Below are 13,693 nucleotides of genomic sequence, written 5' to 3'. Positions count from 1 at the left end.
CCGGCGCACCGATGTGCTGGTGCGATGTCCCGCCTACCCTATGTGTAACGGGTCCATTTGGATGCGGGATGGTTCTTGCTCGCGTCGTGCACTGAGCACGGCCGTCGCGCGGCGTAGCGCGGCCGACAGCGCCAGCCCGTCGTCGCGTGGCACGCGGACCAGCATGCGGGTCACGTCGGCGTCCGGGTCGACTCCGGGCGGTCGCCGCGCGCCCGGGGGCAACTCGACCGGCCCGAGCAGTTCGGCCGAATCGGGCAGTTGTGCGGAGTCCAACAGCGCGGTCACCGCGGGTCCGGTGCCGTCGACCGCGGCCATGTGCACGGCAGGTGGCAGCCCCACCTCCCCGCGCGCATCGAGTTCGGCATCGGCGTGGCCGACGGGATCCCAGCGGATCAAGGCCTGCACGGTGGGTATCGTCGCCTCGGCCACCACCGCGACCGCGCCACCGTCGCTGCGTGGGCGTACCAGGGCAGCGGCGGCCATCCACCGCCGCAGGGTGTCTTCGGCGGCACGCAGGTCCTGTCGGCCCAGCAGCGCCCAGCCGTCGAGCAAGAGCGCGGCGCCGTAGCCCCCTTCGGCGATCGGTTCGGCGCCCGGCGTCGAGACCACGAGCGCTGGCCCGCCGCCGACGGCGGCCATCACGTCGTCGCCACCGGAGGTGATCACGCTGACACCCGGGAACGCCCGTCCGAGTTCCTCGGCGGTGCGGCGGGCGCCGATGACGACGGCGCGCACCGCGTCGGAACCGCAGCGCACACACCGCAATGCCGGTTCAGGTCGCCCGCACCACCGGCATTCGGCGGCCGCACTGTCACGATCGGGCAGGGCCATCGGGCCTGTGCAGTGCCGGCAGCGAGCGATCGTGCGGCAGCGCGCACAAGCCAGCGCGGGAACGTAGCCGCGGCGGGGCACCTGAACCAGTACGGGGCGCTCCGCCTGCAATGCCGAACGGGCGGCCTGCAGCGCCATCGACGGCAGCCGGGCGGTGCGTGCGGCTGGATCGCGTTCCTGGGCGTACCCGCTGTCTTCGATGGCCACGATCCGGGCCGCGGCCGACCGCACCACCGGCCGGGCGGCCACCAGGTCGTGAGCCCACCGGGTGCGCACCAGGGCCTGGGCTTCCGCGGTGCGGGCGTAGCCGCCGATCATTGCGGCACAACGCAATTGGTGCGCGCGCAGCATCGCCACCTCGCGGGCGTGCGGGTAGGGTGCGCGCGGCTCGGCGAGGTTGTCATCGCCGTCGTCCCACACCAGCACCAGGCCAAGCTCGCGGACCGGGGCGAACACCGCGCTGCGGGTGCCGATCACCAGTCGGGCATCCCCGCGCAGCACCGAAAGCCAGCGTCGGTACCGCTGCGCCGGGCCCAGCCCGGCCGACAACGCCACCACGCGCGACGCCGGAACATGCTCGACTGCCGCTGTGTACAGCGCGTCGACGTCGCGCTGGTCGGGCATGACCGCCAGCACGCCCTGCCCGGCACCGACCGCCACCACCGCGGCTTCGGCCAGCCGCCGCGGCCAGTGTTCCCCCGGCAGCGCCTGCCACACGGCGCGGGCGGCCCGGCCGTCCTGCAATGCCGTCAGGAACTGCTCGCCGCGCCCGTAACGCGCCCAGCCACCGGTGTCGACGGCCGCCTGCGGCAGCGGATCCGGTTCGGGCGGTGTCTGTTTCTCCACGGTGGCGTGGCGCGGCGGGACCGCCAGACGCAGCACATCCGCACGCGTACCCGCGTAACGCGCCGCCACGGCGTCGACGAGCCGCCGGATCTCGGCGGTGAGCACCGCTTCCGGTGAGACCACGCGGTCCAGCCAGCCCAACTTGCCGGTGTGGTCGGTGTCCGAACGCCGCTCCAACACGAACGCGTCGACCAGCCGGCCGTTGAACCGCACCCGCACCCGCACCCCGGGCTGCGCATCGTCGGACTGCTCGGCCGCGACCAGATAGTCGAACTCACGGTCCAGGTGTGGCACTGACAGCATCGGCAACACCCGCGCGATGGGCTCGTGCTCGGCGGCCTGCCGCGTGGCGGTCACGGCGCCGGTGTACCAGAACGCCCTGACATCCCGGCGAAGAACAGCCCGTGGCCGGGCCCGATCACCGCAGCCGCGGTCCACAGCCATGCTGCGCGCCGGTGTGCGTACGGTGACGGAGTGTCTGTTGCTGACGAGAAACCGGCTGTCGATGCCATCCTGCAGAAGGTACTGCAGCTGGTGCCGTTCAAACTCTCCACTGCCAACGGCGTCGACGAGGCCCGGCGGCAGTTCAGCGCACTGCCACGCCGCGATGTTCATCCCGAAGTCGCGACCGAGGACCGCACAATCGAGGGCCCGGCAGGCCCGATCGCGGTGCGGGTGTACCGGCCGCCGACGGCCGAGGGAGTGACGCTGCCGGTGGTGGTGTTCATCCACGGCGGTGGCTGGTCGGTCGGCGATCTGGACACCTACGACGGCACGGCCCGCGAGCACGCGGTAGGCGCGAACGCGGTCGTGGTGTCGGTGGCTTACCGGCTGGCGCCTGAACATCCCTTCCCGGCCGCCGTCGAGGACACCTGGGCCGCGACCCGGTGGGTGGCCGAGCACGCCGCCGAACTGGGTGCCGATCCAGATCGGCTGGCCGTCGCCGGGGATTCGGCGGGCGGCAACCTCAGTGCGGTCATGGCGCAGCTGGCGCGGGATGCCGGCGGCCCGGCGATCCGTTTCCAGCTGCTCTGGTACCCGGCCACCACCGGCGATACTTCACTGCCGTCGTTCACGGAGAACGCCGAGGCGCCGATCCTCGACCTCGCCGCGGTCAAGGGATTCACCAAGTGGTACATCAGCAAGGACGTCGACTTGGCCAAACCCCCGGCCACCCTGCTGCCGGCGCGAGCCGAGAACCTGGCCGATCTACCGCCGGCCTACATCGCCACCGCGGGTTACGACCCGCTGCGCGACGACGGTGCCCGCTACGCCGAGCTGCTGCGGGCGGCCGGCGTGCCCGTCGAGTTGCACAACGCCGAGACGCTGGTACACGGCTACCTCGGATACGTGGGGGTGGTGCCCGCCGCGACCGAAGCCTTCGACCGGGCGCTGGCAGCGCTGCGGGCGGCGCTGCACGGCTGACTAGGCACGGGATTCGGCGAGTCGACCAGCCGCGGTACCGGTCCCGTTTACGCTGGGGGCGAGCTGAGGAGGCACTGTTGAGCGATCATGAAGTGAAGATGATCATCCTGTCGACGGACGACCTGGATGAATCGATCCGGTTCTACAGCGAAACCCTGGGTATGGCATTGAAGTTCCGCGATGGTGCCCACTTCGCAGCCCTGGACGGCGGGCCGGTCACCGTGGCTCTGGCGACCGCAATAGATCACCCGATACCGGGGAAGGTCGTGGTCGGTATCAAGACTGCCGATGTCGACGCTGCGGCAAAAGCTGTTGAGGACAGCGGCGGCGGGATCGTGAAAGGCCCTTACGACGACGCCCACGAACGCCGTGCCGTGGTCTACGACAACAAGGGCAACGGTCTGGTGTTCTACAGCCCGCTGGCGCGCTAAGAAGCGCTGGGCAGCACGCGCGGCGATCATCGGAACCGGGGCTACCGCGGGTTCAGGTGATTCCCGAGATCGCGCCGATTGTCCAGCCGCTCACCGCTTTTCAGCGCACGCACATCTGACGTTTCCCCAAGTTCGATGTGTCGCATGTGGCTGTGTCAGTACCCCTGAGGCGTACGGACACAGCCACAGCTTCGATCTCGACGACTATCGGTTCACCGGGTAGTCATCGGCGTCAGTGACCGCCGGACCGCTGGTTCGGCTGGGTCTGCCCGCCGTACTGGTTATGTTCGCCGCCGTACTGGTCTTGTCCGCCCGGATGCTGGTCCTGCCCGCCCGGACGCTGCGGCACGGTCTGCGTGGACGTCTCGGTCTGAGTCTGGGTCTCGGTTTGTGTGGCAGTCGCGGTGGCTGTGTCGGTCTGCGTGACGGTATCGGTAGCCGGCGCCTGACCCTCGTCGCCCGCGTGATGGCGACCGCCCCCGCCGCTCCCGCCTGACGAGCCACCGCTGTCATTGGCGGTGGTCGCCGTCGTGGTCGGCGTGGTCGTGGTGGTGGTCGAGGTCTTCTCCGGGCCTGAGCCGTGTGAGCCGCACGCCACCGCGAACGTACCCGCCAGCGCAGCCATGCCGAGAGCGAGCGCGGCTCGCCGACGCCAGGCCGTCGCCGGCTCAGATTCGATCGTCATTCGCATTAGGTCCTTCCGGTTGGGTGAGTAGCAACCGGAACATCCTGGTCAATTGCGATGGGAAAGCACTGGGCTGCATCTGTGTTGACGCTGTGTGGCCCAGCACACAGCAAAGAACCTGGGTGCGAGAGAGACCGCGTCACCAAATGGCGCGAGCAGACGCAAAGGCCCCCGAACACCGGCGTGTCGGAGGCCTGCGTGTCTGCTCGGCAGGAGAACTAGACCGAGGCCCTCAGGTCGTCGACCTTGTTGAGCTGCTCCCAGGGCAGCTCGATGTCGGTGCGACCGAAGTGTCCGTAGGCTGCCGTCTGTGCATAGATCGGGCGCAGCAGGTCCAGGTCACGGATGATCGCGCCGGGCCGCAGGTCGAACACACTGCTGATGGCCTTCTCGATGCGCGCGGGATCCACGGTCTCGGTGCCGAAGGTCTCGACGAACAGCCCGACCGGAGCGGCCTTGCCGATCGCGTAGGCCACCTGAACCTCGACACGCTCCGCCAAGCCCGCGGCGACGACGTTCTTAGCCACCCATCGCATCGCGTATGCGGCCGAGCGGTCCACCTTCGACGGATCCTTGCCGGAGAACGCACCGCCACCGTGACGGGCCCAGCCGCCGTAGGTGTCGACGATGATCTTGCGGCCGGTCAGACCGGCGTCGCCCATCGGGCCGCCGAGTACGAACTTGCCGGTCGGGTTGACCAGCAGCCGGTAGTCGGAGGTGTCGAGCGACTCGTGCCCGAGGTCGTTGAGAACGGTGTTGACGACCTTCTCGCGGATGTCGGGGGTCAGCGTGGAGTCCAAGTCGATGCCGTCGGCATGTTGGGTCGACAGCACCACGGTGTCGAGCCGGACCGGTGTCGTGCCGGCGTACTGGATGGTGACCTGGGTCTTGCCGTCGGGGCGCAGGTAGTCGAGCACACCGTTCTTGCGGACCTCGGTCAGCCGGCGGGCCAGTCGGTGGGCCAACGCGATGGGCAGCGGCATGAGCTCGGGGGTGTCCTTGATGGCGTAACCGAACATCAGGCCCTGATCGCCCGCGCCCTGGGCATCCAGCGGATCCTGCTCGCCCTCGACGCGGGTCTCGTAGGCGGTGTCGACACCCTGGGCGATGTCCGGGGACTGCGAACCGATGGCGACGTTGACGCCGCACGAGGCGCCGTCGAAACCCTTGGTGGACGAGTCGTAGCCGATCTCCAGGATGCGGTCCCGCACAATCTTGGGGATGTCGGCGTAGGCCGTAGTGGTGACCTCGCCGGCGACATGCACCTGACCGGTGGTGACCAGTGTCTCCACCGCGACCCGCGACTTCGGATCCTGCTCCAGCAGCGCGTCGAGCACAGAGTCGCTGATCGCGTCACAGATCTTGTCGGGATGCCCTTCGGTTACCGACTCACTGGTAAACAGGCGACCTTCGCTCACGGTCTGCGTCCTTTCCGTTCTTTCCGTTCAAAACATGAAACTTAGCTAGCCGAATTATATCTCTGCCCAGTTTGCACCCAAGCGCCTCGGACGCTGTTGCGCAAGACTTACCCGCACCGAGAATCCGGACGTCCTCTCAGGCGACGCGGTTGCGCAGGAAAGCCGCAATCGCGTCCACGATACGGGTCGCCATCAGCGTTTTCGATCCGTGTTCCAGGGCGGTTTCGGTGCCATCGGAGCCCAGCAACCATCCATCGTTGTGGTCCACCTCGAACGCCCGGTTCTCCCCCACCGCGTTGACGACGAGCAGGTCGCAGCCTTTGCGCTGCAGTTTGGCCCTGGCATGGAACAGCACGTCACCATTGGCATCACCGGTCTCGGCGGCGAACCCGACGATCGCGCGCATGTTAGGCAATTGCCCGTCAGTCCGGGCCCGGACCACACCGGCGAGCACATCGTCGTTGCGGACCAGATCGATCGAGCTCGGCTCCGCGTTGCCCTTCTTGATCTTGCTGGTGGCCACATGGGCAGGCCGGAAATCGGCCACCGCGGCCGCCATCACCAGGACGTTCACGTCCGGGGCGTGCTTGGACACCGCGTCGCGCAACTGAGCCGCCGAACCGATGTGCACCACCTCTACGCCGGCCGGGTCGATCAGCCCGGCGGTGTTGCCGGCGACGAGCGTCACCTCGGCACCGCGCTGGGCCATCACCCGCGCCATGGCGTAGCCCTGCTTTCCCGAACTGCGGTTACCGATGAAGCGCACCGGGTCGAGCGGTTCTCGGGTGCCGCCTGCGGTCACCAGGGCCTTGACGCCGGACAGGTCGTAGGGCAGGGCGTCACCGCGGTCGAGTAGCAACTGGGCCACGGTGGTGATCTCCTCGGCCTCGGGCAGGCGGCCCGCGCCGCTGTCCGATCCGGTCAGCCGACCCGACGCCGGCTCCAGCACCACGGCGCCTCGTCGGCGCAGCGTCGCGACATTATCGACGGTCGCCGGATGAAACCACATCTCGGTGTGCATGGCAGGCGCGAACAGCACCGGACATCGCGCGGTCAGCAGGGTGGCGGTCAACAGATCGTCGGCCCGCCCCGCGACGGCGCGGGCCAACAGATCCGCGGTGGCCGGCGCCACCACGACGAGATCGGCCTCCTGACCGATCCGGACGTGGGGAACCTCGTGCACGTCTTCGAACACACCGGTGTGCACCGGATTACCCGACAGCGCCTCGAAAGTGGCGGCACCGACGAACCGCAGCGCCGACTCGGTCGGGGCCACCCGCACGGAGTGGCCGGCCTCGGTCAGTTGTCGGACCACCGTGCATGCCTTGTACGCGGCGATACCGCCGGCGACCCCGACAACGATTCGCTTGCGCGCACTCACGAGCCGGCCCGAGCCTGGTTATTCGCCCTCGGTGTGCTCGAGCAGATCCTCGTGGATCTCCCGCATCGCGATGGACAGCGGCTTCTCCTGCAGGCCTGGCTCGACCAGCGGGCCGACATATTCGAGGATGCCGTCGCCGAGTTGGTTGTAGTAATCGTTGATCTGACGTGCGCGCTTGGCCGCGTAGATGACCAGGGCGTACTTGCTCGACGCGCGGTCCAGCAACTCGTCGATAGGCGGGTTTGTGATGCCCAGCGGCGTGTCATAGGCGCTGATGGCGGACGAATCGGTGCCCAAGCCGCCCACAGCGGTCAGCTGCGCGTCGGCATGCGGGGTGCTCACGAAAAGGTCTCCTGGCGGGTATACGTGAATGCTTCTGATTAGTGGCGGGTGACTCCCGGGCCCGGTCGATTCGGGCATGAGGCCCAGGTCAGTTCTGGCCCACCAGCAAGGATACCAATTCGGCGCACGCCGAATCCAACCGGCGGTTCACCACGACCTGGTCAAAGTCGCCCTGAGCGGCCATCTCGGCCCGAGCTGTCTGCAGGCGCCTGGCCATCACCTCGGGGGTCTCGGTGCCCCGCCCCGACAACCGGCTCACCAGTTCGTCCCAGCTGGGCGGCGCGAGGAAGACCGTGATGACCTCGGGCATGGCCTGTTTGACGGCCTTGGCGCCGGCCAGATCGACCTCGATCAGCACCGGATGCCCCGCCCGGGTGGCATCCCGCACCGGCTGCCTGGGGGTACCCGATCGATGCAGGCCACCGTGGATCTCGGCCCATTCCAGCAGAGCTCCGGTCTCGATCAACTCCTGGAATCGCTCGGGGCTGACGAAGAAGTAGTCAACTCCGTCCACCTCACCGGGCCGCGGGGCCCTCGTCGTGACGGAGACGGAGAAATACAAGTCGGGAAGCCGTTCCCGTAGGCACCGGACCACGGTGGACTTCCCGACAGCAGAGGGACCGGACAACACCACGACACGGGCCGTGGCGGCGGACTCATCGTCCACGTGATGTCCGGTCCCTCGGCCGGCGCTCAATCTGTGCGCCTCAGGACTGATCGAACTTCTCCAACAGGGCCTTGCGCTGCCGGTCGCCGAGGCCGCGCAACCGGCGCGTCGGAGCGATCTCCAGTTCGGTCATGATCTCCTGCGCCTTGACCTTGCCGACCTTGGGCAGGGCCTCGAGCAGCGCGGAAACCTTCATCTTACCCAAGACCTCGTCGGTCTCAGCGTCGGTGAGCACCTGCTTGAGGTTGGTGCCGCCGCGCTTGAGCCGTTCCTTCAGTTCGGCTCGCGCTCGACGTGCGGCAGCAGCCTTCTCCAGCGCTGCCGCGCGCTGTTCGTCGGTCAACTGGGGAAGGGCCACGGTTCCTCCGTCTCCTGGCGATTTCTCTTCGGCCATCACTTGTGGTGTTCGGCTGGAATGCGAACCAGCCAGCGACGACGACCGTACCCACGCCGGCTGACGAAAGCTAACCCCACCCCCTGGTTACAGAACTAAAAGCCCAGCGTGTAGTGCGCCGCGGCGGTACGCCGAAATCCGGTCCGATGCGGCCGAGTGCACCCCCGGTTACGTCGGCGGATGCGGATATCCTTGCACATCAACGGTTTTCGTACATGCTGTAGCGGATCTGGTACAAGCCCGCCGCCGCCACGGCAGGCGACGACCACCGGCCAAAGCACGAAACCGAGAAAATTTTCGCTGGTCACGGCGTGTCGGGCGTGTCGGGGAAGCCGCGTGACAATCAAGACAGCCCACCACCCATGTGATGCCTAACGCCCGCCTAGCCCCGACAAAGCTAATACACAGCATAGCTAAATAATGTCGGCGGTGTCGGGTACAACACTCCATTCGGAGGGAAGCTGGACATGGATATCAAGCGTCTGACCTGCGCATCGGCCGCGACTGTCGCGGTCGGCGCGGCGGTCCTGGCCTTCGGTGCAGGGGTCGCCGCAGCACAACCGGGTCCGCCGCCGTGCAATTTCGGGAACTGCCAGGGCCCCGGTGGGCCCGACCACGGGCCCGGTGGTCCTGATCGGGGCCCCGGCGGACCCGATCGCGGCCCGGGCGGACCCGACCGCGGCCCCGGCGGACCCGACCGCGGCCCCGGCGGACCCGGGAACTGGCAGGGTGGGCCCGGCGGCCCGGGCGGGCCTGATCGTGGCCCCGGAGGCTGGCCTGGCGGCGATCACCGGTGGGATCCTCCACCGCCTCCGCCGCCCAATCTCGGCTGGCGTGGGATCGACCAGGGCCGCTGGGACCACCAGCCGTTCAACTACAACGGCAGCTGGGTGACTCCGGTGTTCAACCCGGGGTACAACGCCTGGGGTTTCTGGCTGTTCGGCATCTGGATCCCGCTGTGATCGGGTAACAGGACCATCGCCGGCTGGCGGCGGGTCGTCGAATACGGCGGCCCGCCGTCCGCACCTCGGATTCTGTCGCGACGCACGAGGTACCCGCGTCAGGTCAAATAGGCGACCGCGTCGCGCATCCGCTCGGCGGCCGCCCGCAACTCTTCGACCGCGGGGCCCGCGCGCAGCACCTCGCGTGACACCGCGGGCAACAACTGTTTTGCGCCCCCGAGGCCGCCGAGCGCCTCCGCACGGCCGCCCTGTGCTCCAACCCCCGGTACCAGCACGGGGCCGCGCAAGCTGCTCAGATCTGGCGGCTCGGTCACGGTGGCACCCACGACAACACCCAGCGAACCGCCGGCGGCCCGGTTTGCCTCGGACACTGCATCGACGATCGATTGCGCCACGGTGCGGTCGGTGCGATCGCCGACCACCGCACGCTGCACGCCCGCACCCTCCGGGTTGGACGTGGCGGCCAGGATGAACACGCCGCGACCGTTTGCCACCGCAGTGTCCAGCAACGGCTGCAGCGAACCGAATCCCAGATATGGCGAGGCGGTCACCGCGTCGGCGGCCAACGGCGAGTCACCCGCCCAGGCCGCCGCGTATGCAGCCATCGTGGAGCCGATGTCGCCGCGTTTGGCATCGGCCAGCACGAGCACCCCGGCTTCGCGCAACGCCGCCATGGTGTCCTCCAAGACAGCGAAACCCGCCGCACCGTAAGCCTCGAAGAAGGCCACCTGCGGTTTGACGATCGCAAAGTCGGTGAACGCCGTCACGCAGATGTCGCAGAACCGCCGCAGCCCCTCGACGTCGGCATCCAGACCCCAAGCCCGCAACAACTCGGGATGCGGATCGATGCCGGGGCACAGCGGGCCCCGGCCCGCAACCGCTGTGGCCAGCCGTTCGCCGAACCCGGCCATGACTAGCCCGTTTCCAGGGCGCTGTGCAGTTCCTGCAGGCTCATCACGCCGATGTCACCTCGGATGCCTGCCTCGATACCCTGCACGGCCGCCGAGGCGCCCTGCACCGTGGTGACGCACGGAATGTTCATCGATACCGCGGCCGAACGGATCTCGTAGCCGTCGACACGAGGCCCGGAGTTGCCGTACGGCGTGTTGATCACCATGTCGACCTCGCCGGCCTTGATCACGTCGACCGCCGACGGCAGCGGGTGGTCTCCACAGGGTTCTTCAAAATGCTTGCGAACCTCGTCACACGGAATACCGTTGCGGCGCAGCATCTCTGCGGTTCCTTCGGTGGCCAGCACGCGGAATCCGAGATCGGCAAGGCGTTTCACCGGGAACACCAGCGAACGCTTGTCCCGGTTGGCCACCGAGACGAACACCGTGCCCTGCGCCGGGAGCGACCCGTAGGCCGCGGTCTGGCTCTTGGCGAACGCGGTGCCGAAGTCATGGTCGATGCCCATGACCTCACCGGTCGACTTCATCTCCGGTCCGAGCAGCGAATCCACCTGTGCCCCATCGGCCCTGCGGAACCGGTGGAACGGCAGCACGGCCTCCTTGACCGCCACCGGGGCGCTGCGAGCGATGGTCCCGCCGTCGCCGGTGCGGGCCAGGATGCCTTCCTCGCGCAGCTCGGCGATCGTGGTGCCGAGCATCACCCGTGCGCAAGCCTTGGCCAACGGCACCGCGGTGGCCTTGGAGACGAACGGCACCGTGCGGCTCGCCCGCGGATTGGCCTCCAGCACGTAGAGCACATCGTCCTTGAGCGCGTACTGGACGTTGAGCAGCCCGACCACGCCGATGCCGTGCGCGATGGCCTCGGTGGCGCGACGCACGGCTTCGATGTCGCTGCGGCCCAGCGTCACCGGCGGCAACGCACAGGCCGAGTCGCCGGAGTGGATACCGGCCTCCTCGATGTGCTCCATGATGCCGCCCAGGTACACCTCGGTGCCGTCGCACAGTGCGTCGACGTCGATCTCGATGGCGTCTTCCAGGAACCGATCCACCAGCACCGGATGTTCCGGTGACAACTGCGTGGCGCGGGTGATATAGCCCTGCAGGGTCTCTTCGTCGTAAACGATCTCCATGCCGCGCCCGCCGAGCACGTAGGACGGCCGTACCAGCACCGGATAACCGATGTCGGCGGCGATTCGGCGGGCCTGCTCGAAGCTGGTGGCGGTGCCGAAGCGGGGTGCAGGCAACCCGGCAGTGGTCAGCACCTCACCGAAGGCGCCACGGTCCTCGGCCAGGTCGATGGCCTTGGGGCTGGTGCCCACGATCGGGACACCGGCCTTCTCCAACCGTTCGGCCAGCCCGAGCGGGGTCTGCCCGCCGAGCTGCACGATGACCCCCACGACACCCGGTCCGCCTGCGCCGGAAGCTTGTTCGGCGTAGTAGACCTCCAGCACGTCCTCGAACGTCAGCGGTTCGAAGTACAACCGGTCGGCGGTGTCGTAGTCGGTGGACACCGTCTCGGGGTTGCAGTTGATCATCACGGTCTCGAACCCGGCCGCGCTGAGCGTGGTGGCGGCATGCACACAGCTGTAATCGAATTCGATACCCTGCCCGATCCGGTTGGGCCCGGAGCCCAGGATCAGCACCTTGGGCTTCTCGGTCTGCGGCGCGACCTCGGTCTCGGCGGCGGGGTCGAGTTCGTAGCTGCTGTAGTGATACGGCGTCTTCGCGTCGAACTCGGCCGCGCACGTGTCGACGGTCTTGTACACCGGGTGGATGCCGAGGCGTACCCGCAGCGTGCGGACGCCGCTTTCGCCGGCCAGTTCCGGTCGCAGCGCCGCGATCTGACGGTCCGAAAGCCCACTGTGCTTGGCCCGCCGCAGCAGCGCCTCGTCCAGCACCGGGGCGTCGACGAGTTCAGCGCGCAGCGCAACCAGTGAAGCGATCTGATCGACGAACCACGGGTCGACGCCTGAGGCCTCCGCGACGTCTTCGACACCGGCGCCCAGCCGCAGGGCATGCTCGATGTCGTAGAGCCGGCCGTCGGTCGGCGTGCGCAGGTTGGTGAGCAGCTCCTCGACCGTGAGATCCGAGTCGGGCGAGGTCCAGAACCCCGCACGGCTGGTCTCCAGTGAGCGCATCACCTTGCCGAGCGCTTCGATGAAATTGCGGCCCAACGACATCGCCTCGCCCACCGACTTCATCGTGGTGGTCAGCGTGGGATCGGCACCCGGAAACTTCTCGAACGCGAACCGCGGAGCCTTGACGACGACGTAGTCCAGGGTGGGCTCGAAACAGGCCGGGGTTTCCTTGGTGATGTCGTTGAGGATCTCGTCGAGCGTGTACCCGATGGCCAGCTTGGCGGCGATCTTGGCGATCGGGAAGCCGGTGGCCTTGGACGCCAAGGCACTGGACCGCGATACGCGCGGGTTCATCTCGATGACGATCAGCCGGCCGTCACGGGGGTCGACCGCGAACTGGATGTTGCAGCCACCGGTGTCGACGCCGACCTCGCGCAGGATCGCGATGCCGAGATCACGCATGACCTGGTATTCGCGGTCGGTGAGCGTCATCGCCGGGGCCACGGTCACCGAGTCACCGGTGTGCACGCCCATCGGGTCGAAGTTCTCGATCGAGCACACCACCACGACGTTGTCGTGGCCGTCGCGCATCAGCTCGAGCTCGTATTCCTTCCACCCGTAGATGGACTCCTCGATCAGCACGTTCGCGCTGGGCGAGGCGGCCAGGCCGTCCCCGGCCATCCGCTCGACGTCCTCGACGGTCGCGGCCATGCCCGAACCGAGCCCGCCCATGGTGAACGACGGCCGCACCACGACCGGCAGCCCGAGTTCGGCGACGGTCTCGCGGACCTCGTCCATGGTGAAACACACCCGGCTGCGGGCGGATTCGCCACCGACCTTGGCGACGATGTCCTTGAACCGCTGCCGGTCCTCACCACGCTGGATGGCCTCGAAGTCGGCGCCGATCAGCTCGACGCCATATTTCTCGAGCACCCCGTTCTCGTGCAGGGCGACCGCGGTGTTGAGTGCGGTCTGACCGCCGAGGGTGGCCAGCAGCGCGTCGATCTTGTTGCCGCGCTCGGCCTGCTGGGCGATCACCTTCTCGACGAACGACGGGGTGATCGGTTCGACATAGGTGTGGTCGGCGTACTCGGGATCAGTCATGATCGTGGCCGGGTTGGAGTTGACCAGGCTGACCTGCAGACCCTCGGATCGCAGCACCCGGCATGCCTGAGTGCCCGAATAGTCGAACTCGCAGGCCTGTCCGATGACGATCGGCCCGGAGCCGATCACCAGGACATGGTTGAGATCAGAGCGACGTGGCATTATTCGGCCTCCGGCCTATCTCGGCGCGAACGTGCGCAATTGCAGGTGGAATTGCG

At 68.0% G+C, this 13,693-nt stretch carries 12 protein-coding genes and 1 pseudogene; 4 read left to right on the top strand and 9 right to left on the bottom strand.

What is annotated here, in order from left to right:
• Nucleotides 1-33: 33 nt before the first annotated feature.
• Nucleotides 34-1,980 carry a primosomal protein N' gene (locus tag H276_RS0101165; protein WP_369758386.1) on the bottom strand — a complete coding sequence of 649 codons (1,947 nt, stop codon included), beginning with the start codon at nucleotides 1,978-1,980 and terminating at the stop codon, nucleotides 34-36.
• Between the two features lie 171 nt (nucleotides 1,981-2,151).
• Here H276_RS0101165 and H276_RS0101160 point away from each other — a divergent pair, with 171 nt between their 5' ends.
• The 3 genes and pseudogenes from H276_RS0101160 to H276_RS25570 form a co-directional block, all read left to right on the top strand.
• Nucleotides 2,152-3,102, top strand: a complete 951-nt coding sequence (locus H276_RS0101160) for an alpha/beta hydrolase (protein ID WP_019969472.1) — start codon at nucleotides 2,152-2,154, stop codon at nucleotides 3,100-3,102.
• A gap of 77 nt (nucleotides 3,103-3,179) precedes the next feature.
• Entirely contained in the window at nucleotides 3,180-3,533 is a 354-nt protein-coding gene (locus tag H276_RS0101155) for a VOC family protein (RefSeq protein ID WP_026356445.1), read from the top strand.
• Nucleotides 3,514-3,649, top strand: a pseudogene (locus tag H276_RS25570) (hypothetical protein); the annotation flags it as partial. The gene H276_RS0101155 and the pseudogene H276_RS25570, both read left to right, overlap by 20 nt.
• A gap of 116 nt (nucleotides 3,650-3,765) precedes the next feature.
• Here the strand turns inward: H276_RS25570 and H276_RS0101150 are convergent.
• The 6 genes from H276_RS0101150 to mihF all read right to left on the bottom strand — a co-directional run bounded on the left by H276_RS0101150 (nucleotide 3,766) and on the right by mihF (nucleotide 8,384).
• Complete coding sequence (locus H276_RS0101150; RefSeq protein ID WP_019969470.1) at nucleotides 3,766-4,218, bottom strand: hypothetical protein; 453 nt, start codon at nucleotides 4,216-4,218, stop codon at nucleotides 3,766-3,768.
• A gap of 218 nt (nucleotides 4,219-4,436) precedes the next feature.
• Nucleotides 4,437-5,636, bottom strand: a complete 1,200-nt coding sequence (metK, locus tag H276_RS0101145; protein ID WP_019969469.1) for a methionine adenosyltransferase — start codon at nucleotides 5,634-5,636, stop codon at nucleotides 4,437-4,439.
• A gap of 136 nt (nucleotides 5,637-5,772) precedes the next feature.
• Nucleotides 5,773-7,017 (bottom strand): bifunctional phosphopantothenoylcysteine decarboxylase/phosphopantothenate--cysteine ligase CoaBC, encoded by a 1,245-nt coding sequence (gene coaBC, locus H276_RS0101140; protein WP_019969468.1) that lies wholly within the window; start codon nucleotides 7,015-7,017, stop codon nucleotides 5,773-5,775.
• An 18-nt stretch (nucleotides 7,018-7,035) separates the two neighbouring features.
• On the bottom strand, nucleotides 7,036-7,359 hold the full coding sequence (gene rpoZ / locus H276_RS0101135) for a DNA-directed RNA polymerase subunit omega (protein ID WP_019969467.1): 324 nt from the start codon (nucleotides 7,357-7,359) through the stop codon (nucleotides 7,036-7,038).
• Between the two features lie 88 nt (nucleotides 7,360-7,447).
• On the bottom strand, nucleotides 7,448-8,056 hold the full coding sequence (gmk, locus tag H276_RS0101130) for a guanylate kinase (protein WP_051111357.1): 609 nt from the start codon (nucleotides 8,054-8,056) through the stop codon (nucleotides 7,448-7,450).
• 10 nt (nucleotides 8,057-8,066) lie between these two features.
• On the bottom strand, nucleotides 8,067-8,384 hold the full coding sequence (gene mihF / locus H276_RS0101125) for an integration host factor, actinobacterial type (RefSeq protein WP_026256136.1): 318 nt from the start codon (nucleotides 8,382-8,384) through the stop codon (nucleotides 8,067-8,069).
• A 503-nt stretch (nucleotides 8,385-8,887) separates the two neighbouring features.
• On the opposite strand from mihF, the gene H276_RS24950 reads away from it, so the two are divergent.
• Nucleotides 8,888-9,382: a hypothetical protein gene (locus H276_RS24950; RefSeq protein WP_019969465.1), complete on the top strand. Its 495-nt coding sequence runs from the start codon at nucleotides 8,888-8,890 to the stop codon at nucleotides 9,380-9,382.
• A 98-nt stretch (nucleotides 9,383-9,480) separates the two neighbouring features.
• Here the strand turns inward: H276_RS24950 and pyrF are convergent, their stop codons facing one another.
• Together pyrF and carB are read right to left on the bottom strand one after the other, a co-directional pair.
• A complete protein-coding gene (gene pyrF, locus H276_RS0101115) occupies nucleotides 9,481-10,293 on the bottom strand; it encodes an orotidine-5'-phosphate decarboxylase (protein ID WP_019969464.1) in 813 nt (270 codons plus the stop codon).
• 2 nt (nucleotides 10,294-10,295) lie between these two features.
• Nucleotides 10,296-13,637 (bottom strand): carbamoyl-phosphate synthase large subunit, encoded by a 3,342-nt coding sequence (gene carB, locus H276_RS0101110; RefSeq protein WP_026356444.1) that lies wholly within the window; start codon nucleotides 13,635-13,637, stop codon nucleotides 10,296-10,298.
• Between the last annotated feature and the right edge of the window lie 56 nt (nucleotides 13,638-13,693).

The sequence above is a fragment of the Mycobacterium sp. 141 genome (genome assembly GCF_000382405.1).
Classification (GTDB): Bacteria; Actinomycetota; Actinomycetes; order Mycobacteriales; family Mycobacteriaceae; genus Mycobacterium.
This window is presented reverse-complemented; position numbering and strand designations above follow the sequence as displayed.

Bases quoted from the DNA above. Each gene is read 5' to 3' on its own strand.
- H276_RS0101165 (WP_369758386.1), bottom strand. From the start codon at position 1,980: ATGCTGTCAGTGCCACACCTGGACCGTGAGTTCGACTATCTGGTCGCG.
- H276_RS0101150 (WP_019969470.1), bottom strand. From the start codon at position 4,218: ATGACGATCGAATCTGAGCCGGCGACGGCCTGGCGTCGGCGAGCCGCG.
- H276_RS24950 (WP_019969465.1), top strand. From the start codon at position 8,888: ATGGATATCAAGCGTCTGACCTGCGCATCGGCCGCGACTGTCGCGGTC.
- pyrF (WP_019969464.1), bottom strand. From the start codon at position 10,293: ATGGCCGGGTTCGGCGAACGGCTGGCCACAGCGGTTGCGGGCCGGGGC.
- carB (WP_026356444.1), bottom strand. From the start codon at position 13,637: ATGCCACGTCGCTCTGATCTCAACCATGTCCTGGTGATCGGCTCCGGG.